Here is a 24,257-nt window from a genome sequence, read left to right as displayed (position 1 = left end):
TCGGCGCGCCCTGCGCGCTGCCGACGGCAGACCAGGCGCGAAAAGTTCATGCCGGGCGTACGCCCGGCCTCAAGTTCTGACGTATTTGGCGATTTCCGGCGGCAACCAGGGCCGCAGCGACTCCATCGCGGCGATCACGTAGGGGCGCGACACCGCGTCGCGCCAGAATGGTTCGTCGGGCAATTTGGTGAAGCCGGCCAACGTGACCAGCAGCATCACCACCAGCGCGCCGCGCGCCACCCCGAACACCAATCCCAGCCCGCGGTCCGCCGGCTTCAGGCCGGTGGTCTCCAGCAGCTGGCCGATCACCGCGCCGACCAGCGCCGCACCGATCACGGTGCCGAAGAACAATACCGCGAATCCCGCGGCGCTGCGCGCGAGCGCTCCGCCGGGCAGCGACTCGGGCATCCATTGCGCCGCGACCCCGACATAGTTGTAGGCCACGAAGAACGCCGCGATCCAGCCCACCAGCGACAGCAGTTCGCGCATCAGGCCGCGCAGCGCGCCGACCAGCCCCGAGGCGATCAGCACGAACACGACCGCGTAGTCGAAGAACGTCAGCTGCATTCCCGCCAGCACCGCTGTCCGCCGCCGCTCAGAGCTCGACCACGCGGGCCGTCAGGCCGGCCGCGCGGACCCGCTTCTCGGCGGCGTCGGCGGCATCGCGGTCGGAAAACGGGCCGGCGCGCAGCAGGATGCGTTCGCCGTCGGCCAGCGCCTTGCGTTCGATATATGCGGGCACCTTGTTCGCCTTCAACTTGCTCATCCACTGCTTTGCCTTGTCCTCGGTCGAGAAGGCGCCGACGAGGATCACATATTTGCCGCTGCCGGACGATTTGGCTTCCGCTCTGGATTCGGGCTTCGATTCCGGCCTGGGATCGGCCTTGGCCACCGTTTCGGTGCGCTCGGCGGGCTTTTCCGCCGGCTTGTCGGCCGGCTTGTCGACCCCACGGGCTGCCGGTGCGCTGACCAGTTCCTCGCCGGCATCGAGCGCCTGCGCATCGAGGCGGGATTGCTGCTGCGGGGCCAGCGGCGCCGCCTTGCGCGGCTCGGGCCTGGCCTGCGCCTCGCCCTGGCCGCCGCTCAGGCGCACCGCGATCTGGTCGGCGGCGGGACGCGGCTCGGTCTCGAACACGATCGGCAGCACGATGACCGCGGCCACCGTCATCACCAGCGCGCCGATCAGGCGGCGCCGCGCGCGTTGCTTCTGCGGGAATTCCGGGTCCAGCATGTCGTCCGCATAATCGTCGGCACCTCGATCGGCACCCCGGCGCGTATCGCGGCTGCCGGCGCGGGTGCCGGCGGCCCCGGCGTCGCCGCGGGCGCGCCGTGCGCGCTCCGGTGCCGCGTCTTTGCCCTTGCGGAAGGAAAACAGCGAAAGCAGGCCCATAGATTGGTTCGGTGCGGGCGGCAGGCGCGGCCGCCCCTTGGTTTGTCGCTCGACCGCGGCGCGTGCCCCGGAAGTGCCCGCGTAGTGCCCTGGAAAATGGTCCGCAGGCTAGTTGGCCTGGGTCGCGCGGTACGCCATCACGCCGGCCACGGTGTAGAACGATCCGAAGACCAGGATTCTATCATTCTCGGTGGCACGCTCGATGGCGTCCCGATAGGCCGCCTCGGGGCTCGCGAAGCATGCCGCGGTGGCATCCGGACCGGGCCGGAAGCCGCCCTGCTCCAGGTGCTCCAGCAGGTCCTGGGCGCTGGCCGCGCGCGGCGTCGGCAGGTCGCACAGGCACCAGTGATCGACCTTGTCGCTCAGGTGGCGCAGCACGCCGGCGATGTCCTTGTCCGCCATCGCGCCGAACACCGCGTAGGTGTAGCGGAAGAACCCCATGTTGTCGAGGCTCTGGCCCAGCGTCGCGGCGGCATGGGGGTTGTGGGCGACGTCGAGGATCACCGTCGGACGGCCCGCCATCACCTGGAAGCGCCCGGGCAGATCGACGAAGGCCAGCCCATTGCGCACTTCCTGCGCGCTGACCGGCAGCCGGTCGCGCACCGCCTGCAGCGCGGCCAACGCGGCCGATGCGTTCAGCAGCTGGTTGGCGCCGCGCAGCGCCGGATAGCCCAGACCATTGAGCTTGCGGCCGCGGCCGCTCCAGTCCCACTGCAGGCGCTCCTGGCCCTTGGCGGCCTGGTGCTGGAAATCGCGGCCGACCAGCCACAGGTCGGCGCCGATCGTCTCGGCGTGCTCGACCAGCGAGGCCGGGGGCATCGGGTCCCCGCAGATCGCCGGCACATGCGGGCGGAAGATGCCGGCCTTCTCGAAGCCGATCTTCTCGCGCGTGTCGCCCAGGTACTGGGCATGGTCGATATCGACGCTGGTGACGATCGCGCAGTCGGGATCGAACACATTGACCGCGTCAAGCCGGCCGCCCAGCCCGACCTCCAGGATGATCGCGTCGAGCTGCGCGGCGGCGAAGGCATGGACGATCGCCAGCGTGGTGAACTCGAAATAGGTCAGGCTGACCGGGTCGGCGAAGCTGGTGCGGGCGCGCTCGACCGCCTCGAAATGCGGCAGCAGCTGGGCGTCGGTGGCGATCTCGCCGTTGATGCGCGCGCGCTCGTTGAATGACAGCAGGTGCGGCGAGGTATGGCAGCCGACCTTGTAGCCTGCTTCCAGCAGGATGCGTTCGAGCATCGCGCAGGTCGAACCCTTGCCATTGGTGCCGCCCACGGTGAAGACCAGCGCGTCGATGCGCAGGCCGAGCGCTTCCTTGACCCGGCTGATCCGGGTCAGGCCCATGTCGATGCCGACCGGATGCGCGGTTTCGAGGTGGGCCAGCCACTCGGGGAGGGAGGAGAAGATAGGCATGATGCTGCGGTGATCAGCTGCGGTTCGCGGGCCACCGCTCCCCTCTCCCGCTTGCGGGAGAAGGGCTGGGGGAGAGGGCAAGCGGTGGCGGCAGGCCCTGGGCGGGTTCCAAACCACCCCCTCTCCCCAACCGTCTCCCCCCGAGGGGGAGAGGGAGAACAGCACCCGTGAATCGATACTACTCAATGAAAAACGCGGACCAGGTCCGCGTCGTCAAACCATCCTTCGGCGATCGGCGTCCGTTCAGGCCACCGCGTCGGCCGGCTGCTTCTGCAGCAGCGCCAGCAGTTGCGCGAGCTCGGCACGCAGCTTGCGCCGGTCGACGATCATGTCGATGGCGCCCTTCTGCAGCAGGAACTCGGCGCGCTGGAAGCCTTCGGGCAGCTTTTCGCGCACGGTCTGCTCGATCACGCGCGGGCCGGCAAAACCGATCAGCGCCTTCGGCTCGGCGATCACCACGTCGCCCAGGAAGGCGAAGCTCGCGGAGACGCCGCCCATGGTCGGGTCGGTCAGCACGCTGATGAACGGCAGCCTGGCCGCCGACAGCTTGTTCAGCATCGCGGTGGTCTTGGCCATCTGCATCAGCGACAGCAGGCTTTCCTGCATGCGCGCGCCGCCGGTGGCGCTGATGCAGATGAACGGCACCTTCTGCTCCAGCGCCGCCTGCGCGCCGCGGGCGAAGCGCTCGCCGACCACGGAACCCATCGAGCCGCCCATGAAGGCGAATTCGAAGCAGCTGACCACCACCGGAATGGTGTGGATCGCGCCGCCCATCACGACCATTGCGTCGGTCTCGCCGGTCTCGTCCATCGCGGCCTTGATCCGGTCCGGATATTTCTTCGAGTCCTTGAACTTCAGCGCGTCGACCGGCACGATTTCCTGGCCGATCTCATAGCGGCCCTCGGAGTCGAGCAGCGAATCGAGCCGCTCGCGCGCGCGGATGCGCATATGGTGGTCGCACTTGGGGCAGACATGCAGATTGGCCTCGACGTCGGTCCGATACAGCACGGACTCGCACGAGGGGCATTTGACCCACAGGCCCTCGGGGATGCCCTTGCGGGACGAGGGGTCGGTCTGTTGAATCTTCGGGGGCAGGAGTTTATCCAACCAGCTCATCAAAACGCTCCTTTCGGATAAGGCCGCGGCCCGGCGCATCGCAGCGTGGCATTGCCGCTTGTTACGGCGCACGTGCGCGCAGGTGCAGGCCCGGCCATCGGCCAAGGCGGCGAATGTACCACGCTCGCCGCCCAGGGGCCGACTTTCTGTGCTGCGGAAGGCAGGGATCGGCGGCTGCCGGCGGTGAAATATCGCCGAAGTGCGCCAATATGAGGCTAATGCGTCACGCCTTGCCGTCCAGCGCCGCGCGGATCTCCGCGATAAACGAACGCAGCGATTGTACCGCCTGTTCCCGCGGCGCTTCCTCCAGCAGTTGCACCAGCCGGCTGCCGATCACGACCGCGTCGGCCACGCTGGCGATCGCGCGCGCGGTCTGCGCGTCGCGGATGCCGAAACCGACGCCGACCGGCAGGTTGGCGTGGCGCTTGATCACCGGCAGGCGCGCGGCGACGCTGTCGAGGTCGAGCGCGCCGGAGCCGGTCACGCCCTTCAGCGACACGTAGTACAGATAGCCGCTGGCCACCCTGGCGACCTGCGCGATGCGGGCGTCGGTGGTGGTCGGCGCCAGCAGGAAGATCGGATCGACGTCGTGCTCGCGCATCAGTTGGGCGAACGCCTCGCACTCCTCGGGCGGGTAATCGACCACCAGCACGCCGTCGACGCCGGCCTCGCGGGCGGCCTGCGCGAAGGCGCGCTCGCCCATCCGCTCGATCGGATTCGCATAGCCCATCAGCACCACCGGCGTGGCGGCGTCGCGCTGGCGGAATTCGCGCACCCACCCCAGCACCTGGGTCAGGCTGACGCCGTTGGCCAGCGCCCGCTCGGAGGCGCGCTGGATCACCGGGCCGTCGGCCATCGGGTCGGAAAACGGCACGCCCAGCTCGATCACGTCGGCACCGCCCTCGACCAGTGCATGCATCAGCGCGACGGTCAGGCCGGGCTCGGGATCGCCGGCGGTGATGAAGGGGATCAGGCCCTTCCTGCCTTGTGCGGACAGCGCCGCGAAAGTCGTTTGGATGCGGGACATGGTCAGGATGCGAGGTGAGGCAGCGCGTCCGCCGGACCGGCGTCGTTGGCGGCTGCCGGGGTAGACGGGACGGCGGCGATCGAAGCGGCGGCGGCTTCGGCGGCTTCCGCCGCCTGCGCCGCATCGGCCCGGGCCAGCGGCATCACCGAGGCCACGCGGGCGCGGGCGACGTCGACATAGGCGGGATTGATCTCGAAGCCGACGAAGCGGCGCCCGTGGCGCGCGCAGGCGACCGCGGTGGTGCCGCTGCCGGTGAACGGATCGAGCACCAGGCCGCCGGGCGGACAGCTCGACAGCACCATCCGCTCGACGATCTGCAGCGGCTTCTGCGTCGGGTGGTCGGCGCGCTCCGGGTCCTGCCGATGGATGCGCGGCACGCTCCACAGGTCCTTGGGGTTGTAGCCGACCTCCAGCCACTTCTTGCCCTCGAAACGCGGGCGGCTGCGCGCCTTCTTGGTCTCGGCGTCGTACGGCACCCGCACCGAGTCCAGGTCGAAGTAGTAGTCCCGGGCCTTGGCGAAGAAGCCGATGTTGTCGTGCACCGACGAATACTTGCGCGTGGTGCCGCCCATGCTGGGCACGCGCCGGTCCCAGATGATCTCGTTGACCATCGTCAGCCGGCGCTTGAGCATCACGAACAGCTCGGGTGAGTACTGCCAGGTGCAGAACAGGTACAGCGAGCCGCGCGGCGACAGCTTGGGCACCACCGCGTCGATCCAGCGCTCGGACCATTCCAGATAGGCCTGGCCGGACAGCCGGTCCGAGTCGTTGCCGTAGTCCTTGCCGAGCCCGTACGGCGGGTCGGCGACCACCAGATCGATCGAACCGTCGGCCAGCCGGCGCACGCCGTCGAGCACGTCCTCCTGGTACAGCAGGGCCGGCAACGCCGGCGTGGCGGTCAGCGCGATCGCGTCGCCGCCGACCGTCGGCGTGATGGTGTCGGCGGCGGCGCCCGGTGCGGCTTCGGGAAGCGTGCGCATCAGAGCGTCAACCCCGCACGTTCGGCGACCGTGTGCATGTCCTTGTCGCCGCGGCCGGACAGGTTGACCAGCAGCAGCTTGTCCTTGGGCAGCGTCGGCGCCAGCTTGCACGCGTAGGCGATCGCATGGCTCGATTCGAGCGCCGGGATGATGCCCTCGATCCGGCAGCAATCGTGGAAGGCGCGCAGCGCCTCGTCGTCGGTGATGCAGACGTATTGGGCACGGCCGCTGTCCTTGAGCCACGCGTGCTCGGGACCGACGCCCGGATAGTCGAGCCCCGCCGACACCGAATGCGTCTCGATGATCTGCCCGTTCGGATCCTGCAGCAGATAGGTGCGGTTGCCGTGCAGCACGCCGGGCGAGCCGGCGCTCAGCGAGGCCGCGTGGCGGCCGGTGTCGATGCCGTCGCCGGCCGCCTCGACGCCGATCAGCTCGACGTCCTGGTGGTCGATATACGGATAGAAGATGCCCATCGCGTTGGAGCCGCCGCCGACGCAGGCGATCACCGCATCGGGCTGCCGGCCGGTCATCTCCGGCATCTGCACCTTGGCCTCCTCGCCGATCACGCACTGGAAATCGCGCACCATCGCGGGATACGGGTGCGGGCCGGCGACGGTGCCGATGATGTAGAAGGTGTTCTCGACGTTGGTGACCCAGTCGCGCATCGCCTCGTTCAGCGCATCCTTCAGCGTCTTCGAACCACTCTCGACCGGCACCACGGTGGCGCCCAGCAGCTTCATCCGGTAGACGTTGGCGGCCTGGCGCTTGACGTCCTCGGCGCCCATATAGACCACGCATTCCATGCCGAAGCGCGCCGCGATGGTCGCGGTGGCCACGCCGTGCTGGCCGGCGCCGGTCTCGGCGATCACGCGCGGCTTGCCCATCTTGCGGGCCAGCAGCGCCTGGCCGATCACGTTGTTGATCTTGTGCGCGCCGGTGTGGTTCAGGTCCTCGCGCTTGAAGTAGATCTGCGCGCCACCGAGCGTCTCGCTCCAGCGCTGCGCATGGTAGATCGGCGACGGACGGCCGACGAAATGCTTCAGTTCACGGCGGAATTCGGCTTCGAACTCGGCGTCGTTGCGCAGGTTGGCATAGGCCTCGCGCAGTTCGTCCAGTGCGTAGGTCAGGGTCTCGGAGACGAAGGTACCGCCATAGGGGCCGAAGTGGCCGCGGGAATCGGGCAGGTTGTACATGAGTGGGGCTTCCGGGTGGCGCGGCCGTCTTCGTTGGATCGGCCGCGGCAGGGGAACAGGGTGGCTTGCGGGACCGGCGCGATGTCTGTGATCGGCGCCGGTCGTTCGCCAGGCTCAGGCGGCGTGGTTGGCATCCGCGGCGCGCACCGCGCGCACGAAGTCGGCGATGCGGGCGGGGTCCTTGACGCCCTTGGCCGCCTCCACGCCGCTGCTGACATCGACGGCGTAGGGGCGCACGCGCTCAATCGCGCCAGCCACGTTTTGCGCGTTCAACCCACCACTCAAAACGATGCGAGGAGCGGCGCTTGCGGTTCGATTGCCGTTGCATGTCGATGTGCCGGGATCAGGCGCAATCCATCCGGGAGGGATCAGGGTCCAGTCGAAGGCGTGTCCGCCGCCGCCATAGCCTTCGACGAAGGCATCGAGCAGGATGGCCGCGGCGTCACGATATTGATCGCCGAATTCTACCAAATCGAGACCGGGGCGCACACGCGCCGCGCGCAGGAACGGCAGCCGGCAGCGCTGGGCGGCGCGCGCGCAGTCCTGCGCGCTCTCGTCGCCGTGGAACTGCAGCAGCGACAGCGGCACCCGTTCGGCCACGTGGGCGACCTCTTCGGCGTCGGCATTGACGAACAGGCCGACCACCGCGACGAAGGGGCCGGCGGCCTCGGCCAGCGCGGCGGCGCGGGCCACATCGACATGGCGCGGGCTGCCGGGATAGAACACCAGCCCGATCGCGTCGGCGCCGGCATCGACCGCCGCGCGCACGTCCTCCTCGCGAGTCAGCCCGCAGATCTTGATGCGGGTGCGCGGGCGGACCGGCACGAACTGCGCCTCGGCGCCGGGCACGCTAGTTGGCGAAGGCATCGGCAAACACTCCATGAAACAGGCTGCCGGCCGGATCGGCGGCCGGGATGCCATAGGGCTCAGGATACCTGACCCCGGCCAGATACAGGCCGTCCGGCATGAAGGTCGGCGCGGCCATGCTGCGCTGGCGCGAGACCAGCACCTCGGGCAGCCACGAGGCCGGATAGCGCCCCCGCCCCACCGCCACCAGGCAGCCCATCAGGTTGCGGACCATGTGGTGCAGGAAGGCGCTGGCGCGAAAACGCAGGAATACCCAATCGCGGTCGGCGTGGATGCGGATCTCGTACATCGTCTTGACCGGCGACCTGGCCTGGCACTCGGCGGCGCGGAAGGCCGAGAAATCGTGCTCGCCGATCAGGCAGGCGGCGGCCTCGCGCATCGCGTCGACGTCGAGCCGCTTGCCCGGCGGCAGCATCAGGTAGCCGGCGCGGCCGTGCACCAGCGGCGCGCGGTGCGGACCGGTGTAGAGCGCGTAGTAGTAGGTCCGCTCGAACGCGGCGAAGCGCGCGTGGAAGTCGTCGTCGACCGGCTTGGCCCATTGCAGCGCGATGGTCGGCGGCAGGAAGGCATTGACGCCGCGCACCCACGAGAACGGCTCGCGCGACAGCACGGTATCAAGGTGGATCACCTGCCCCAGCGCATGGACGCCCGCGTCGGTCCGCCCCGCCACCGTGGTCGGCAGCCGCTCGCCGGCGAACTGCGCGATGGCGTCCTCCAGCACGTCCTGCACGGTATTGCGGTGCGGCTGCGACTGCCAGCCGGAGAAGGCGGTGCCGTCGTAGTGGAGGCCGAGGGCGAGACGGGTCATGGATGCGCGTTTTGGATGCGGGCTTACGAACGCGGCGGCGTGCCGGGGGACGTATCGGAGGACGTATCGGAGGACGTATCGGGGGGCGCCATGATATCAGGCGAGCCCTCGGCGGAACGGTTGCCGGCATCGCCGCCATCGAAATCGAGCGAGATCCCGCCGAGGTCGAAGGCCAGCGGACGAGGCGCGGGCGCGGTCGTGCGCGGCGTGTGCGGTTCGTCGGCCCCGATGTCCTTGCCGTCGTCGGCCTCCACCGGGAGGTCGGCGAACGCCTGCGCCGCGGACGCCGGCGCGGCGATCGGCTGGTCGCCGGTGGGCGCCGGAAAGGCATCCAGCGGCAGGCTCAGGCCAGTCAGCGCGATCGGGGCTCCGGCGAGGATATCGGCGCCAGCGGTCGGAGCCCCAGGCTCCCCCGGCTCTGCGGCCAGCGGACGGCGCTGGCGCCGGTACAGCGCGTAGCCGCCCAGCAGCGCGAGTGCGATGCCACCGCCGGGCAAGGTCCACGGGCTCTGCAGCAACGTATCGAACCAGGAGGCCGAGGCGTGCAGCGGGGATGTGGGGGCCGAGGCGGCACCCGATGCCGATGCCGAGGCCGCCGGCGCGGCCGCGCTGTGCCGCGTGCCTGGCGCGACGGTGGCCGGCGCTGCCGGAGCGCTGGCGCCCTGCCCCGGCTGCTCCGGCTTGCCGTCCTGCCCCAGCCTGGCCAGCTCGGCGCTCTTCATCTCGAGCAGGCGCTGCATGTCGCCGACGTTCTTGCGCAACTGCGTCAGGCGCTCCTCCGCCTCGCGCAACTGGCGCTCGCGTGCGAGCTTCGCCTCGGCGCTCTCGCCGTTGGGCGCCACGGCGCCCGCCTCCGGCTTGCTGAGCCGCAGTTCGTCGCGCGCCTGCTCTGGCACGGCGGCGTCGCGCACGCGCGCGGTGATCTGCCCGCGCTGCTGCTGGCCGCTCTGCGGCTGCACCTGCATCGCCGCGGCCGCATCGGCCAGCCGGTTGCGGTAGGCATCGAAGGCGCGGGTATGCGCGACGATCTCGCGGCGCGCCTCCGGCCCGGCGATCGATCCGGACTGTTGCGCCGACGGCAGCGACAGCACCGCGCCGGCCTTCAGCCGGTTCATGTTGCCGGCGATGAAGGCATCGCGATTGGCGCGGTACAGCGCGACCACCATTTGATCGAGCGAGACGGCGTCGCGCTGCTGCACCAGTTCGCGCGCGATGCCGTACAGATGGTCGCCGCGGCGGACCGTGTAGCTGCCGCCGGCCATGCCCGGCGACTTCGTGGCAGGCTTGGCGGCCGGCTTCGTGGCCGGCTTCATGGCCGAGCCGGCGGCCGCGGCGGCCGGCGGCTGCGCGGGAGGAGCAACCGCCGGCGCGGCCGGCTCCGGCGTGGCGGCCTGCACCAGCGGCGTCGTACCGGCGTCCGGCTGGGCGGCGATGGTCGGATCCGCTGGCGGCGCGGCCAGCAGCACGGTGTAGGCCCGAGTTGTCGTTGCAGTCGTCCCGGCGGCGCCGGTAGCCCCGCCCGGCCCGCGCAACTCCAGCAGCAGATCGATGAAGTTCCCGCCCACCGGCTGCGCCGAGCGCAGCCGCGCCACATGGCGGCCGTCGGCGTTGCGCGCCAGCTGGATCTGCAGCCACTCGGCCCCCGCCGGATAGGTCAGTCCCGCCGCCGCATAGGCCTGGGGCGAGGCCAGCGCCAGCGTCAAACCCTCGGCCTCCCCGGCCGCGACATCGCGCAGCTCGATCTCGGCCTGCAGCGGCTGGCCCTGCGCCGAGCGCACCTGCAGCGATCCCAGCGACGCCGCTTCAGCGGCCGAAGGCGGCAGCGCCTGGCTCAGCAGCACGCCGAGGGCGGCGGCCGCCAGCGCGTGGCGGCGCGGCCGGCGTGGGCCGTGCGGACGAGGTGGTCGAGGTGGACGCTGTGGGTGCTCTGTCGTGGGGAGGCGGCGATGGTGGCTCACTGGGACCTCATGCGGGGTGGGGGTTCGACGGGCGATCGCGCGAAAGCACGGTATTGTGACCCAAGACCCCGACGGGACAATGTCCGGAAACGACAACGCCGCGCATCGGCGCGGCGTCGTTGGCCAGCGGGTGGCGGCGCGGCGGCCGGGATGTCGGCTCGCCGCAACGCCACGTCAGCCGGTCGGCAGGCGATCAGCTCTCGATCAGGATCCGCAGCATGCGGCGCAGCGGCTCGGCGGCGCCCCACAGCAGCTGGTCGCCGACGGTAAAGGCCGACAGGTATTCGCCGCCCATCTGCATCTTGCGCAGTCGGCCGACCGGGATCGTCAGCGTACCGGTCACGGCGGCCGGCGTCAGGTCGGTCATGCTGGCTTCGCGGGTGTTCGGCACGACCTTGGCCCACGGGTTATGGGCGGCCAGCATGCCTTCGATCTCGTCCAGCGGCACGTCGCGGCGCAGCTTGATGGTCAGCGCCTGCGAGTGGCAACGCATCGCGCCGATGCGCACGCACAGCCCGTCGACCGCGATCGGCGTGGCACCGGTGGCACCGAGGAAGCCGTCGCCACGGCCCAGGATCTTGTTGGTCTCGGCGCCGCCCTTCCATTCCTCGCGCGACACGCCGTTGCCCAGGTCCTTGTCGATCCACGGAATCAGGTTGCCGGCCAGCGGCACGCCGAACTGCTTGGTTTCGTCGGCGGACAGGCCGTGCTGGGTCGCCAGGATGGTGCGGTCGATTTCCAGGATCGCCGAGGCCGGATCGTCCAGCAGCGGCTTGACCGCGGCGTTCAGCGTGCCGAACTGGGTCAGCAGCTCGCGCATGTGCTGGGCGCCACCGCCCGAGGCGGCCTGGTAGGTCATCGAGGTCATCCACTCGACCAGGTCGTGCTGGAACAGCCCGCCCAGGCCCATCAGCATGCAGCTGACCGTGCAGTTGCCGCCGATGAAATTCTTGACGCCCTTGGACAGCGCGTCCTTGATCACACCCTGGTTGACCGGATCGAGCACGATGATCGCGTCGTCCTTCATCCGCAGCGACGAAGCGGCGTCGATCCAGTAGCCCTTCCAGCCGGCGGCCCGCAGCTTCGGGAAGACCTCGTTGGTGTAGTCCCCGCCCTGGGCGGTCAGCACGACGTCGCAGCGCTTGAGCGCTTCGATGTCGTTGGCGTCCTGCAGCGTGGTTTCGTTCTTGGCCATCGCCGGCGCCTTGCCGCCTGCGTTGGACGTGCTGAAGAAAACCGGCTCGATATGGTCGAAGTCGCGCTCTTCCTGCATGCGTTGCATCAGCACGCTGCCGACCATTCCTCGCCAACCGACGAGACCTACAATCATGACTAACCTCGGATGTGATTGAAAACTTCCCCGCATTTTCCTCGCCCGGCGTGGCTGCGCGGGGAAGACGGGCAGGCACGACGAACGATCTAGGCGATCGTGGTTTTGATAATGGTTTTAATCGTCGTTGCGGTGATGGCGCCGCGCGTACCCGCGCCCGCCGTGGCGCGCAGGGCGGCCGGCGAGGCAATTTCCGTCGGGAGGAATCGGGCGATTCGGGGCATCGGCGCAGTCTACACGATTTTCCGGGGTTGAGCTGGGGCTGCCCTCTTCCCGGCCCTCTCCCGCATGCGGGAGAGGGAGTACACCAGCGGCACTGAACCACGCTGCCGGTTCTCTCCCCTCTCCCGCTCGCGGGAGAGGGGCCGGGGGAGAGGGCAACCGGCGCCCTCGATCCTTACAACGCTGCCAGTACCGCCTCGCCCATCTCGCGGGTGCCGACCTGCTTGCAGCCCGGCGTCAGGATGTCCGAGGTGCGGTAGCCCTGGGCCAGCACGGTCTTGACGGCGTTTTCGATGCGGTCGGCCTGCTCGGCCTTGTTCAGCGAATAGCGCAGCATCATCGCGGCCGACAGGATGGTCGCCAGCGGGTTGGCGACGCCCTTGCCGGCGATGTCCGGCGCCGAGCCGTGCGACGGCTCGTACAGGCCCTTGTTGTTGGCGTCCAGCGAGGCCGACGGCAGCATGCCGATCGAGCCGGTCAGCATCGCCGCCTCGTCCGACAGGATGTCGCCGAACATGTTGCCGGTGACGATCACGTCGAAGCTCTTGGGCGCCTTGACGAGCTGCATCGCGGCGTTGTCGACGTACATGTGCGACAGCTCGACGTCCGGATATTCCTTCGACACCTCGATCACGATGTCCTTCCAGAACTGGAAGGTCTCGAGCACGTTGGCCTTGTCGACGCTGCACAGCTTCTTGCCGCGCTTGGCCGCGGCCTGGAACGCGACGTGGGCGATGCGGCGGATTTCCGGCTCGCTGTAGCGCATCGTGTCGAAGCCCTCGCGCGCGCCGGGGAACAGCCCGTCGGTCGCCGTGCGCACGCCGCGCGGCTGGCCGAAGTAGATGTCGCCGTTCAGCTCGCGCACGATGAGGATGTCCAGGCCCGCGACCAGCTCGGGCTTCAGGCTGGAGGCGCCGGTCAGCTCGGGATAGCAGATCGCCGGGCGGAAGTTGGCGAACAGCTGCAGATGCTTGCGCAGGCCCAGGATCGCCTGCTCGGGGCGCAGCGCGCGCTCCAGGCTGTCGTACTTCCAGTCGCCCACCGCGCCGAACAGGATCGCGTCGGCCTGCTGCGCGAGCTTCAGCGTTTCCTCGGGCAGCGGATGGCCCTTGGCCTCGTAACCGGCGCCGCCCACCGGCGCGGTTTCCATCTCGAACTTCTCGCCGAGGGCGTTCAGGACCTTGACGGCCTGTTCGACGATCTCGGGGCCGATGCCGTCGCCCGGCAGGACTGCGATCTTCATGCTGTGTTTGCCTTGTTGTCGTTTCGGTTCGTTGCGGTTCGCCTGCAATGCAGGCAGCGCGCTGCGCGGTGCTACGCCGGCGTCAGCCGACCAGCCGGTGGTTCAGCCACGGCATCTTCGCCACGCGCTCGGCCTCGAAGGCGCGGATCTTGTCCGCGTGGCGCAGCGTCAGGCCGATATCGTCGAAGCCGTTCAGCATGCAGTACTTGCGGAACGGCGCGATGTCGAACTCGAAGCCGGCGCCCGACGGCGTGATCACGGCCTGGCGCTCCAGGTCGATGGTCAGCTGGTAGCCGTTGAAGGCATTGGTCTCGTTGAACAGCTGGTCGACCTGGGCTTCGGTCAGCACCACCGGCAGCAGCCCGTTCTTGTAGCAGTTGTTGAAGAAGATGTCGGCGAAGCTCGGCGCGATCACCGCGCGGAAACCGTACTGGGTCAGCGCCCACGGCGCGTGTTCGCGCGAGCTGCCGCAGCCGAAGTTGTCGCGCGCCAGCAGGATCGACGCGCCCTGGTAGCGCGGCTGGTTCAGCACGAAGTCCGGGTTCAGCGGGCGCTTGCTGTTGTCCTGGCCCGGCTGGCCGACATCGAGATAGCGCCATTCGTCGAACAGGTTCGGACCGAATCCGGTGCGCTTGATCGACTTGAGGAATTGCTTGGGAATGATCGCGTCGGTATCGACGTTGGCGCGATCGAGCGGCGCCACCAGGCCCTTGTGTACAGTGAACTTTTCCATGGTCTCGTCCTTGGTTCCGGGGTCGGCGAGGCGTCAGCCGAGCTGGCGGATATCGACAAAATGGCCTTCGATCGCGGCCGCCGCCGCCATCGCCGGGCTGACCAGATGCGTGCGGCCGCCGGCGCCCTGCCGGCCCTCGAAGTTGCGGTTCGAGGTCGAGGCGCAGCGCTCGCCCGGATCGAGCCGGTCGGCATTCATCGCCAGGCACATCGAGCAGCCCGGCTCGCGCCATTCGAAGCCGGCGGCCTTGAAGACCTTGTCCAGCCCTTCGCGCTCGGCCTGTTCCTTGACCAGGCCCGAGCCCGGCACCACCATCGCCAGCTTGACGTTGGAGGCGATGCGGCGGCCCAGCTTCTGCACCACCCAGGCGGCGGCGCGCATGTCCTCGATCCGGCTGTTGGTGCACGAGCCGATGAAGACCTTGTCGATCCGCACGTCCTGGATCGGCACGTTCGGCTGCAGGCCCATGTACTGCAGCGCGCGCTCGATCGCGTTGCGCTTGTTCGGATCCTTTTCCTTGTCCGGATCGGGGATGCGGTCCTCGATGCTGATCACCATCTCGGGCGAGGTGCCCCAGGTGACCTGCGGTCGCACTTCCTCGGCCCGCAGCTCGACCACGCGGTCGAAATGCGCGCCCGGGTCCGAATGCAGCGTGCGCCAGTAGGCGACCGCCTGCTCCCACTCGGCGCCCTGCGGTGCATAGGGACGGCCCTTGACGTAGTCGAGCGTGACGTCGTCGACGGCGATCAGGCCGGCGCGCGCGCCCGCTTCGATCGCCATGTTGCAGACGGTCATGCGCCCTTCCATCGTCAGGTCGCGGATCGCCGAGCCGGCAAACTCGATGGTGTAGCCGGTGCCGCCCGCGGTGCCGATCTTGCCGATGATGGCCAGCACGATGTCCTTGGCCGTGCAGCCGGGCGGCAGCTTGCCCTCGACCTTGACCAGCATGTTCTTGGCCTTCTTGCCCAGCAGCGTCTGCGTGGCCAGCACGTGCTCGACCTCGGAGGTGCCGATGCCGTGCGCCAGCGCGCCGAAGGCGCCGTGCGTGCTGGTGTGCGAGTCGCCGCAGACCACCGTCATGCCGGGCAGCGTCGCGCCCTGCTCCGGTCCGATCACGTGCACGATGCCCTGGCGATGGTCGGTCATCTTGAACTGCGTGATGCCGTAGGCGTCGCAGTTGGCGTCCAGCGTATCGACCTGCAGCTTCGAGATCGGGTCGGCGATGCCGTGGCTGCGGTCGGTGGTCGGCACATTGTGGTCCGACACCGCCAGGTTCGCGCTGATGCGCCACACCGGCCGCTCGGCCAGCTTCAGCCCTTCGAACGCCTGCGGGCTGGTCACCTCGTGCAGCAGGTGCCGGTCGATATAGAGCAGCGTGGTGCCGTCTTCCTCGACGTGCACGGTATGGTCGTCCCAGAGTTTGTCGTAGAGCGTCTTGGCCATGTCGCGGGGGGCGGCGACAGCCTCGCCGAAGCGGGCCGGCACCGCTGATAGAAGTTGCGGGGAGGAGGTCTTCGCAGCGTCGAAGGCAGCGCGGGGCTGCGTGGCTGCGTTTGCTTGACTTCGGGGGGAATTATGCCGGAAACCCCGGCGAAACAAGGGTTTGCCGCCGGCGGCGATGTAATGTGATTGGCGAAAGGGGGATTTCGCGGATGGCGAAAACGCCGTTTTTTCGCGGCGTTTTCGTCGACAAGGGGCTGCGCAGGCCGGCCCCGGCACCCCTTCAATCGAGCCGGAAGGTCCGCACCACGCCGGCCAGCCGGCCCGCCTGGTCCTGCAGCATCGTCGCCGCCGCGGTCGACTGCTCGACCAGCGCCGCGTTCTGCTGGACCATCTGGTCCAGCTGCCCCACCGCGGCGTTGACCTCCTGGATGCCGCGCGTCTGCTCCTGCGCCGCATGCAGGATTTCTGAGATCACCTGCGACACGCTGGTCACGTTGCCGACGATCTCGCGCATGGTGCCGCCGCTGCGCTCGACCTGCTCGGAGCCCGCGTTGACGCTGCTGACCGTCGACTCGATCAGCGTCTTGATCTCCCTGGCCGCCTGCGAGCTGCGCTGCGCCAGCGAGCGCACCTCGCCCGCCACCACCGCGAAGCCCCGCCCCTGCTCGCCGGCGCGCGCCGCTTCCACGGCCGCATTCAGCGCCAGGATATTGGTCTGGAACGCGATGCCGTCGATCACGCCGGTGATGTCCGACACCTTGACCGCCGCCTGCTGCACGTCGCCCATGGTCTGCACCGCGGCCTGGATCGCGTGGCCGCCCTCGTCGGCGACCTGCTTGGCCTGCACCGAAGAGCGCTCGGCGGCGCGGGCCGACGCCTCGGACTGCCCCACCGTCGCGGTGATCTGCTCCATCGACGCCGCCGTCTGCTGCAGGCTCGCGGCCGCCGACTCGGTGCGGCGCGACAGGTCGGCATTGCCGGCGGCGATCTCGTTGGCGGCCCCGTGCACGGCCTCGCTGGCATCGCGGATCTGCCGCATCACGCCGACCAGCTTGTCGGCAAAGGCGTTGAAGGCGCCGGCGATCTGCGCGACCTCGTCCTTGCCCTGCGCCGGCAACCGGCGCGTCAGGTCGCCGTCGCCACTGCCGATGGCCGCCATCGCATCGCGAATCGACGACAGGCGGCGGAACGAGACGGCCGTCACGGCCGCCATGATCAGCGCGGCGGCCAGCGCCACCACCACCAGCGAGATCACCGAGGCGACCAGCACCGAGCGCATGCCGGCGGTGGCCTCGGCCTTGTCCAGCGCGATCACCGCCATCCAGTCGGTGCCCGGCACGGCCGTCACGCCCAGCAGCTTGGCCTCGTCGCCGACCATCACCTCCATCGGCGTGTCGATGCCCAGCTGCGCGGCCAGCTTGTCGCCGTCCAGGCCGGGGATCAGTTCGCCGATCGGCTTGAGCATCATCTTGTCGTCGCCATACGCGACGATCTGGCCGTTGCGCGCCACCAGGATGCCGAAGCTGCTCGGGGTCGGATGGATCGAACGCACGTTCTCGACGACGCCGTCCATTGGCACGTTGCCGCCGACCACCGCGCGCAGGCTGCCGTCGCGGATGATCGGCACCGCGAACGTCACCACCATCTTGCCGGTACTGGCCGACACGTAAGGCGGGGTGACCACCGGCTTGCCCGCGGCCGACGCGAGCTTGTACCACGGCCGCGAGGTCGGGTCGAAGCCCGGCTTCACGCTCTCGGGATTGGAAAAATGGTGGCGCTTGTCGGGGTAGCCGACAAAGGTGTTCAGGAAGCCGCCGGCCTCGACGATCAGCTTCAGCACCGGACCCGGGTCCTCCTGCAGCGCCGCCTCGTGCAGCGCGGCCATGCTGGCCGTATGGGCGGACACCCATTCGGCGATCGCGTCGACATGGCCGGCCTGCACCGCGCGCAGATTGTTGCGGATGGCTTCGTCGTTGTAGCGGGAGGCAACCAGATGGTTGACCACGGCGTTGCAGACCAGCGCGACGACGACGATGGCCACCGAGAATCCAACGATGCGCGCGCGCAGCGAGCCGAACATGTGACTACCCCTTCTCTTGTGATGGGCGGGATGCAGACGATTGCTGCATCGATTTACGGCGCATCAGCCGAAAGGGTTGAGTAGGGACAATCCCTGTTCAGAAATCCGCGGACATAAAAAAACGCCCCGTGCCGGGGCAAGGGGCGTTCTTCGACGCGGTTGGCGCGAGCGCGGATCAGCGCTTGCCCATCTCCGGCACGTCGCGGGTCGCGGCGCCGTTGAACAGCTGGCGCGGGCGGCCGATCTTGTACTCCGGATCGGTGATCATCTCTTCCCACTGCGAGATCCAGCCCACGGTGCGGGCCAGCGCGAAGATGCAGGTGAACATCGAGGTCGGGATGCCCAGCGCGCGCTGCACGATGCCCGAGTAGAAATCGACATTCGGGTACAGCTTGCGGCTGACGAAGTACTCGTCTTCCAGCGCGATCTTTTCCAGCTCCATCGCCAGCTTGAACAGCGGGTCGTTGTGCAGGCCCAGCTCGTTCAGCACCTCGTGGCAGGTCTCGCGCATCAGCTTGGCGCGCGGGTCGTAGTTCTTGTAGACGCGGTGGCCGAAGCCCATCAGGCGCACGCCCGAGTTCTTGTCCTTGACCTGCTTGATGAACTCGCCGATGTTGTCGACGCTGCCGATCTCTTCCAGCATGTTCAGCGCCGCTTCGTTGGCGCCGCCGTGAGCCGGGCCCCACAGGCAGGCCACGCCCGAGGCGATCGCCGCGAACGGGTTGGTGCCCGACGAACCGGCCAGGCGCACGGTCGAGGTCGACGCGTTCTGCTCGTGGTCGGCGTGCAGGATGAAGATGCGGTCCAGCGCGCGCTCGAGCACCGGGTTGACCTGGAACGGCGCGCACGGCGTGGCGAACATCATGCGCATGAAGTTGCCGGTGTACGACAGGTCGTTCTGCGGATAGATGTACGGCTGGCCGATGTTGTACTTGTAGGACATCGCGACCAGGGTCGGCATCTTCGCGATCAGGCGGATCGCCGAGATTTCGCGCTGGTGCGGATCGTTGATGTCCATCGCGTCGTGATAGAACGCGGACATGCCGCCCACCAGGCCGGTCAGCACGGCCATCGGGTGCGCATCGCGGCGGAAGCCCCGCATGAAGAACTGCATCTGCTCGTGAACCATCGTGTGGTTCATCACGCGGCCGACGAATTCTTCCTTCTGCTTGGCGTTGGGCAGCTCGCCCTTGAGCAGCAGGTAGCAGACTTCGAGGAAGTCGCACTTCTCGGCCAGTTGCTCGATCGGATAGCCGCGGTACAGCAGTTCGCCCTTGTCACCGTCGATGTAGGTGATGCGGGAATTGCAGGAGGCCGTCGACATGAATCCCGGGTCGTAGGTGAACTTGCCGGTCTGGCCGTACAGCTTGCGGATGTCGATCACGTCCGGGCCGACGGTACCCTTGTAGATCGGCAGCTCGACGCTGGGGGACCCATCGGAGAACGATAGCGTGGCTTTCACATCGGACGGCGTCATGTCGGTTCCTTCAAATGCTAAGAATAATAGTGTTGACCAAACTCACACCGAGCGCAGCAGGCCAAGCAGCTTGCGCATCGGCGGCGTGTCGAGCTCACCGTCCAGCTCCTTGCGGGCAAGCAGCAGGTCCATCAACTCGTTGTCGCTGAGCTCGAGCAGCTCGCTCAGCGATGCCACGTCCTCGTCGGACAGGCTCTCCTCGTAACGGTTGAAAAAACGTTCGACGATGATGTCGTTCTCCAGCAGGCCGCGGCGCGCGCGCCAGCGCAGTCGCGCCCGCTTGTGCGGGTCGGCCTGATGGGAGAAAGTGGTGGGGTGATCCGTCATATGGCTTGGCCTTCACGGACGACGCCGCGCGGCGTCGTCCGGTCCAGCAGGTTCAGACCGCGCGGCGAACCATCAATTCCCGAATCTTGCCGATCGCCTTGGTCGGATTCAGTCCCTTCGGGCACACATCCACGCAGTTCATGATGGTGTGGCAGCGGAACAGGCGATACGGGTCGTTCAGGTCGTCCAGACGCTGGCCGGTGGCCTGGTCGCGGCTGTCGGCGATGAAGCGGTAGGCCTGCAGCAGGCCGGCCGGGCCGACGAACTTGTCCGGGTTCCACCAGAACGACGGGCACGAGGTCGAGCAGCTCGCGCACAGAATACACTCGTACAGGCCGTCGAGCTCGTCGCGCTCTTCCGGCGTCTGCAGGCGCTCCTTCTCGGGGGGCGGCTCGTCGTTGATCAGGAACGGCTTGATCGAGTGGTACTGCTTGAAGAACTGCGTCATGTCGACGATCAGGTCGCGCACGACGGGCAGGCCCGGCAGCGGACGCAGCACGATGCGGTCCGGCAGCTCGCGCATGTTGGTCAGGCACGCCAGGCCGTTCTTGCCGTTGATGTTCATCGCGTCCGAACCGCACACGCCTTCGCGGCAGGAGCGGCGGAACGAGATGCTCTCGTCGAGCTTCTTGAGCTTGACCAGGGCATCGAGCAGCATGCGTTCGTGACCGTCGAGCTCGACCTCGTAGGTCTGCATGCGGGGCGCCGCGTCCTTGTCCGGATCGTAGCGGTAGACTTCGAAAATACGCTTCATTTCTGTGGGTCCTGTAGTCGTCTGTAGTCGCCTACGCGGTGCTTAGAAGGTGCGGGCCTTGGGCGGAACGCTTTCCACCGTCAGCGGCTGCATCTTGACCGGCTTGTAGTCGAGACGGTTGCCTTCGCTGTAGAACAGCGAGTGCTTGAGCCAGTTCTCGTCGTCGCGGGTCGGGAAGTCGCTGTGGGCGTGGGCGCCGCGCGATTCCTTGCGGGCCGCCGCCGAGATCATCGTGGCCTTGGCCACTTCGACCAGGTTGGCCACTTCCAGCGCCTCGACCAGCGCGGTGTTGAACACCTTCGACTTGTCCTTCAGGTGGATGCTGTCGGCGCGCTCGGCCACTTCCAGGATGCGCTGCACGCCTTCGTCCATCAGCTTCTGCGTGCGGAACACGCCGGCGTGCGACTGCATGTTGCGGCGGATGTCGTTGGCGACGTCCTGCGCATACTCGCCCGACGAGGACGACTGCAGCTTCGCGAGGCGCGACAGCGCGAGGTCGGCGGCGTCGGCCGGCAGCGGCTTGTGTTCCTTCTGCTTGAGCGCGGTCGAGATGATGTGGTTGCCGGCGGCGCGGCCGAACACCACCAGGTCCAGCAGCGAGTTGGTGCCCAGGCGGTTGGCGCCGTGCACCGACACGCACGAGCATTCGCCGATCGCGTAGAAGCCGTTGACGACCTCGTTCGGATTGCCGTTCTTCGGCACCACGACCTGGCCGTAGTAGTTGGTCGGAATGCCGCCCATCTGGTAGTGGATGGTCGGCACGACCGGGATCGGTTCCTTGATCGCGTCGACGTTGGCGAACTTCAGGCCGATCTCGCGGATCGACGGCAGGCGCTTCATGATCTTCTCGGCGCCGACGTGGGTCAGGTCGAGCAGCACGTAGTCGCCGTTCGGACCGCAGCCGCGGCCTTCCTTGATTTCCTGGTCCATCGAGCGCGAGACGAAGTCGCGCGGCGCCAGGTCCTTCAGCGTCGGCGCGTAGCGCTCCATGAAGCGTTCGCCATCCTTGTTGCGCAGGATGCCGCCTTCGCCGCGCACGCCTTCGGTGATCAGCACGCCCGCGCCGGCCACGCCGGTCGGGTGGAACTGCCAGAACTCCATGTCTTCCAGCGGCACGCCAGCGCGCGCCGCCATGCCCAGGCCGTCACCGGTGTTGATGAAGGCGTTGGTCGACGCGGCGTAGATGCGGCCGGCGCCGCCGGTGGCGAACAGCGTGGTCTTGGCCTCGAGGATGTAGACCTCGCCGGTTTCCATTTCCAGCGCGGTCACGCCCAGCACGTCGCCGTCCTGGTCGCGGATCAGGTCCAGCGCCATCCACTCGACGAAGAAGTGGGTCTTGGCGCGGACGTTGCGCTGGTACAGCGTGTGCAGCAGCGCGTGGCCGGTACGGTCGGCCGCGGCGCAGGCACGCTGCACCGGCTTCTCGCCGTAGTTGGCGGTGTGGCCGCCGAACGGGCGCTGATAGATCGTGCCGTCGGGGTTGCGGTCGAACGGCATGCCGAAGTGCTCGAGCTCGTAGACCACCTTCGGCGCTTCACGGCACATGAACTCGATGGCGTCCTGGTCGCCCAGCCAGTCCGAGCCCTTGACCGTGTCGTAGAAGTGATAGTGCCAGTTGTCCTCGCTCATGTTGCCGAGCGAGGCACCGATGCCGCCCTGCGCCGCCACCGTGTGCGAGCGCGTGGGGAACACCTTGGAGAGCACGGCGACGTTCAGGCCGGCTTCCGCGAGCTGGAGGGATGCGCGCATCCCGGCGCCGCCCGCCCCGACGATGACCACGTCAAAGCGCCGACGCGGCAATCCAGTCTTGACTGCGACCATGAATTACACCCTCCAGAGAATCTGAGCAGCGTAGCCCGCGCATCCGACGAGCCACAGAATCGTAAGAACTTGCAGCACGAGGCGAACCGCCATCGGCTTCACATAGTCCATCCAGATGTCGCGCACGCCGATCCAGGCGTGATAGAGCAGCGACAGGATCGTGACGAACGTCAGGATCTTCATCCATTGATTGGCGAACAGGCCTGCCCAGCCCTCATACGAGGCACCGTTCGACAACAGGAACGCCACCGCCAGCACGACGGTGTAGATCACCATCACCACGGCGGTCACGCGTTGGACCAGCCATTCCTTCATGCCGTAGTGGGCACCGACGACCAGACGCTTGGGACCGATATTGTTATTTGCCACCTTGCATGCTCCTCAAAACACGCCGAACAGCTTCAGGCCGAACACCGCGGTCAGCAGCAGGCTGACGATCAGCACGGCGATGGCCGACTTGGCCGACGACGGCTTGTCGACGCCGACGTGCATGTCCAGCAGAAGGAAGCGGATACCGGCGCAGAAATGATGCAGATAGCCCCAGATCAGAACCAGCAGAACCAGCTTGACGAAGCCACCGGACAGAAGGGCCGAGAACTTTGCGAAGCTCAGTTCGGAAGTGACGCTCTGCTCGAAGAGGTAGAGGATGAAAGGAAGGAGGAGGAACAGCAGCGCACCGCTGACGCGATGCAGGATGGACACCTTGCCGGCCCAGGGCAACCGGTAGCGTGCGAGTTGCCCGATACCGATATTCCGGAACTCCGGCCTGGCTTGTTTGACGGCTTCAGCCATGCGAGACCCCATTAGCGATAAAAAAACGAAAGAGCCGAATGCACAATGTGCAAATCCACGTGATTTTAGCGCCTTTGTTGCGCGGCGCACCAATAATTTTCGACTATCGCACACCAACATGGCGGCCGCGACAATCGCGTGCAACGCCGCTTTGCGACGATCGCGCGACGGCCGCGCGAACCGGATTTCCACCCTTTGCCGCGCATTCCGATCGCCCTGCGCAATGCCGGCCGCGGTTGGCGGCAAGGCGCGCAACAATCGCCCTGAAAATCGCCCCGACAATCGCCCGCGTCTTCGCCCAGTTCGCGCCTGAGCGCGCGGCGCCGGTCAGCTCAGATCGTTCTGGTAATAGTGCCGCGTGGTCACATACAGCCCGCGCCGTACTTCGACGGGACGGTCGCCGTAGGTGAACGAGACCCGCTCGACCGACAGCAGCGGCGAGCCGGGTTCGACCGACAGCAGCGCGGCGGCGGTCTCGTCGGCGCTGACCGCGCGGATCTTCTCGGTGGCGCGCACCATGCGCGTACCGAACTCGGCCTCGAACAGCGCGTACATCGGCCCTTTCCACTCGGTCAGCTTTTCCGCCGTCAGACCCTTGAAGTTGGCGCCCAGCAGCCAGATGTCGTCGAGCACGGTGGCTTCGCCGGAGAAGAACAGCACGCGGCGGATCTGCACGACGCTGTCGCCGGTGCGGATATCGAGCAGCCGCGCGATCTCGGCGGGCGCCCGCAGGCGCTTGCATTCGAGCACCCGGCTGGCGCCGTAGTGCGGCTCGCCCTCGTCCGGGACCAGCCGCAGGAATCGGAACTTGACCACGTCCTCGTGATGGGTCGTCACGAAGGTACCCTTGCCCTGCCGGCGCGCCACCAGGTTCTCGGCGGCGAGCTCGTCGATGGCCTTGCGCACCGTGCCCTGGCTGACCTTGTAGCGGGCCGCCAGCTCCATTTCGCTCGGAATCATCTCGCCCGGCTTCCATTCGCCGGACTGCAGGCTCTGCAGGATCAGCGACTTGATCTGCTGGTACAGCGGACTGAAGGTCGGGGAGACGCCGCCGGCGGCGGCGCCGGAGGCGGCCGAAGCCGGCGGCACACTGGCGGGCGCGGACGCCGACGTCCCGGCGCCGGGCGTGGCGGCGCCGTCTTGCGCGGCCGGTACGGCGGCGGCGAGGGACGTGGGCAACGTGGACATAGGCGGATTTCACCACAGATCGGCAAAGCGCGTCCAGCGCTGCATCAAATGTCTTATGTCTTATATAAGACATATGAATTGACAGCGCA

Annotated in this window: 23 protein-coding genes; all 23 read right to left on the bottom strand. The window is 67.9% G+C overall.

The window, feature by feature from the left end:
* Nucleotides 1-69: 69 nt before the first annotated feature.
* The 23 genes from M1D55_RS14395 to M1D55_RS14285 all read right to left on the bottom strand — a co-directional run bounded on the left by M1D55_RS14395 (nucleotide 70) and on the right by M1D55_RS14285 (nucleotide 24,168).
* Nucleotides 70-567, bottom strand: a complete 498-nt coding sequence (locus M1D55_RS14395; RefSeq protein ID WP_006578036.1) for a CvpA family protein — start codon at nucleotides 565-567, stop codon at nucleotides 70-72.
* Between the two features lie 28 nt (nucleotides 568-595).
* The gene (locus M1D55_RS14390; protein ID WP_064575943.1) at nucleotides 596-1,390 is read right to left on the bottom strand and encodes an SPOR domain-containing protein; all 795 of its coding nucleotides are present in this window, start codon (nucleotides 1,388-1,390) and stop codon (nucleotides 596-598) included.
* 108 nt (nucleotides 1,391-1,498) lie between these two features.
* Complete coding sequence (gene folC / locus M1D55_RS14385; RefSeq protein ID WP_006579933.1) at nucleotides 1,499-2,809, bottom strand: bifunctional tetrahydrofolate synthase/dihydrofolate synthase; 1,311 nt, start codon at nucleotides 2,807-2,809, stop codon at nucleotides 1,499-1,501.
* Between the two features lie 243 nt (nucleotides 2,810-3,052).
* Nucleotides 3,053-3,925, bottom strand: a complete 873-nt coding sequence (gene accD / locus M1D55_RS14380) for an acetyl-CoA carboxylase, carboxyltransferase subunit beta (protein WP_456282448.1) — start codon at nucleotides 3,923-3,925, stop codon at nucleotides 3,053-3,055.
* 223 nt (nucleotides 3,926-4,148) lie between these two features.
* On the bottom strand, nucleotides 4,149-4,952 hold the full coding sequence (gene trpA / locus M1D55_RS14375) for a tryptophan synthase subunit alpha (RefSeq protein WP_064575940.1): 804 nt from the start codon (nucleotides 4,950-4,952) through the stop codon (nucleotides 4,149-4,151).
* Nucleotides 4,953-4,954: 2 nt separating this feature from the next.
* On the bottom strand, nucleotides 4,955-5,932 hold the full coding sequence (locus tag M1D55_RS14370; protein WP_456282447.1) for a DNA-methyltransferase: 978 nt from the start codon (nucleotides 5,930-5,932) through the stop codon (nucleotides 4,955-4,957).
* Nucleotides 5,932-7,125 carry a tryptophan synthase subunit beta gene (gene trpB / locus M1D55_RS14365; protein WP_456282446.1) on the bottom strand — a complete coding sequence of 398 codons (1,194 nt, stop codon included), beginning with the start codon at nucleotides 7,123-7,125 and terminating at the stop codon, nucleotides 5,932-5,934. The genes M1D55_RS14370 and trpB overlap by 1 nt, the downstream gene beginning before the upstream one ends.
* Nucleotides 7,126-7,239: 114 nt before the next feature.
* The gene (locus M1D55_RS14360) at nucleotides 7,240-7,992 is read right to left on the bottom strand and encodes a phosphoribosylanthranilate isomerase (protein WP_043439894.1); all 753 of its coding nucleotides are present in this window, start codon (nucleotides 7,990-7,992) and stop codon (nucleotides 7,240-7,242) included.
* Complete coding sequence (gene truA, locus M1D55_RS14355) at nucleotides 7,976-8,800, bottom strand: tRNA pseudouridine(38-40) synthase TruA (protein ID WP_064575936.1); 825 nt, start codon at nucleotides 8,798-8,800, stop codon at nucleotides 7,976-7,978. Before truA ends, M1D55_RS14360 begins: the two co-directional genes overlap by 17 nt.
* A gap of 23 nt (nucleotides 8,801-8,823) precedes the next feature.
* Nucleotides 8,824-10,641 carry a type IV pilus assembly protein FimV gene (locus tag M1D55_RS14350; RefSeq protein ID WP_456282445.1) on the bottom strand — a complete coding sequence of 606 codons (1,818 nt, stop codon included), beginning with the start codon at nucleotides 10,639-10,641 and terminating at the stop codon, nucleotides 8,824-8,826.
* A gap of 310 nt (nucleotides 10,642-10,951) precedes the next feature.
* Complete coding sequence (gene asd, locus M1D55_RS14345) at nucleotides 10,952-12,088, bottom strand: aspartate-semialdehyde dehydrogenase (protein WP_006578096.1); 1,137 nt, start codon at nucleotides 12,086-12,088, stop codon at nucleotides 10,952-10,954.
* 89 nt (nucleotides 12,089-12,177) lie between these two features.
* Complete coding sequence (locus tag M1D55_RS14340; RefSeq protein WP_255567009.1) at nucleotides 12,178-12,312, bottom strand: hypothetical protein; 135 nt, start codon at nucleotides 12,310-12,312, stop codon at nucleotides 12,178-12,180.
* A 173-nt stretch (nucleotides 12,313-12,485) separates the two neighbouring features.
* Nucleotides 12,486-13,553, bottom strand: coding sequence for a 3-isopropylmalate dehydrogenase (gene leuB / locus M1D55_RS14335; RefSeq protein ID WP_064575932.1), 1,068 nt, complete (start codon nucleotides 13,551-13,553; stop codon nucleotides 12,486-12,488).
* An 82-nt stretch (nucleotides 13,554-13,635) separates the two neighbouring features.
* A complete protein-coding gene (leuD, locus tag M1D55_RS14330; protein ID WP_023263465.1) occupies nucleotides 13,636-14,286 on the bottom strand; it encodes a 3-isopropylmalate dehydratase small subunit in 651 nt (216 codons plus the stop codon).
* A gap of 33 nt (nucleotides 14,287-14,319) precedes the next feature.
* Complete coding sequence (leuC, locus tag M1D55_RS14325; protein WP_064575929.1) at nucleotides 14,320-15,729, bottom strand: 3-isopropylmalate dehydratase large subunit; 1,410 nt, start codon at nucleotides 15,727-15,729, stop codon at nucleotides 14,320-14,322.
* Between the two features lie 280 nt (nucleotides 15,730-16,009).
* Nucleotides 16,010-17,809 carry a methyl-accepting chemotaxis protein gene (locus tag M1D55_RS14320; protein WP_456282444.1) on the bottom strand — a complete coding sequence of 600 codons (1,800 nt, stop codon included), beginning with the start codon at nucleotides 17,807-17,809 and terminating at the stop codon, nucleotides 16,010-16,012.
* Between the two features lie 175 nt (nucleotides 17,810-17,984).
* Nucleotides 17,985-19,286, bottom strand: a complete 1,302-nt coding sequence (gene gltA, locus M1D55_RS14315) for a citrate synthase (protein WP_006578089.1) — start codon at nucleotides 19,284-19,286, stop codon at nucleotides 17,985-17,987.
* Nucleotides 19,287-19,328: 42 nt separating this feature from the next.
* Nucleotides 19,329-19,613 (bottom strand): FAD assembly factor SdhE, encoded by a 285-nt coding sequence (locus M1D55_RS14310; protein ID WP_006578088.1) that lies wholly within the window; start codon nucleotides 19,611-19,613, stop codon nucleotides 19,329-19,331.
* A gap of 52 nt (nucleotides 19,614-19,665) precedes the next feature.
* On the bottom strand, nucleotides 19,666-20,367 hold the full coding sequence (locus M1D55_RS14305; RefSeq protein WP_006578087.1) for a succinate dehydrogenase iron-sulfur subunit: 702 nt from the start codon (nucleotides 20,365-20,367) through the stop codon (nucleotides 19,666-19,668).
* 42 nt (nucleotides 20,368-20,409) lie between these two features.
* Entirely contained in the window at nucleotides 20,410-22,188 is a 1,779-nt protein-coding gene (sdhA, locus tag M1D55_RS14300) for a succinate dehydrogenase flavoprotein subunit (protein WP_006578086.1), read from the bottom strand.
* Nucleotides 22,189-22,191: 3 nt separating this feature from the next.
* Entirely contained in the window at nucleotides 22,192-22,503 is a 312-nt protein-coding gene (gene sdhD, locus M1D55_RS14295) for a succinate dehydrogenase, hydrophobic membrane anchor protein (protein ID WP_052511249.1), read from the bottom strand.
* A gap of 66 nt (nucleotides 22,504-22,569) precedes the next feature.
* On the bottom strand, nucleotides 22,570-22,980 hold the full coding sequence (gene sdhC, locus M1D55_RS14290; protein WP_006578084.1) for a succinate dehydrogenase, cytochrome b556 subunit: 411 nt from the start codon (nucleotides 22,978-22,980) through the stop codon (nucleotides 22,570-22,572).
* A gap of 327 nt (nucleotides 22,981-23,307) precedes the next feature.
* Nucleotides 23,308-24,168 carry a GntR family transcriptional regulator gene (locus M1D55_RS14285; RefSeq protein WP_064575923.1) on the bottom strand — a complete coding sequence of 287 codons (861 nt, stop codon included), beginning with the start codon at nucleotides 24,166-24,168 and terminating at the stop codon, nucleotides 23,308-23,310.
* Nucleotides 24,169-24,257 lie beyond the last annotated feature (89 nt).

The organism is Cupriavidus sp. JZ107, assembly GCF_053903255.1.
Note: the sequence above shows the minus strand (reverse complement) of the source record. Positions and strands in the feature narration are given on the sequence as shown.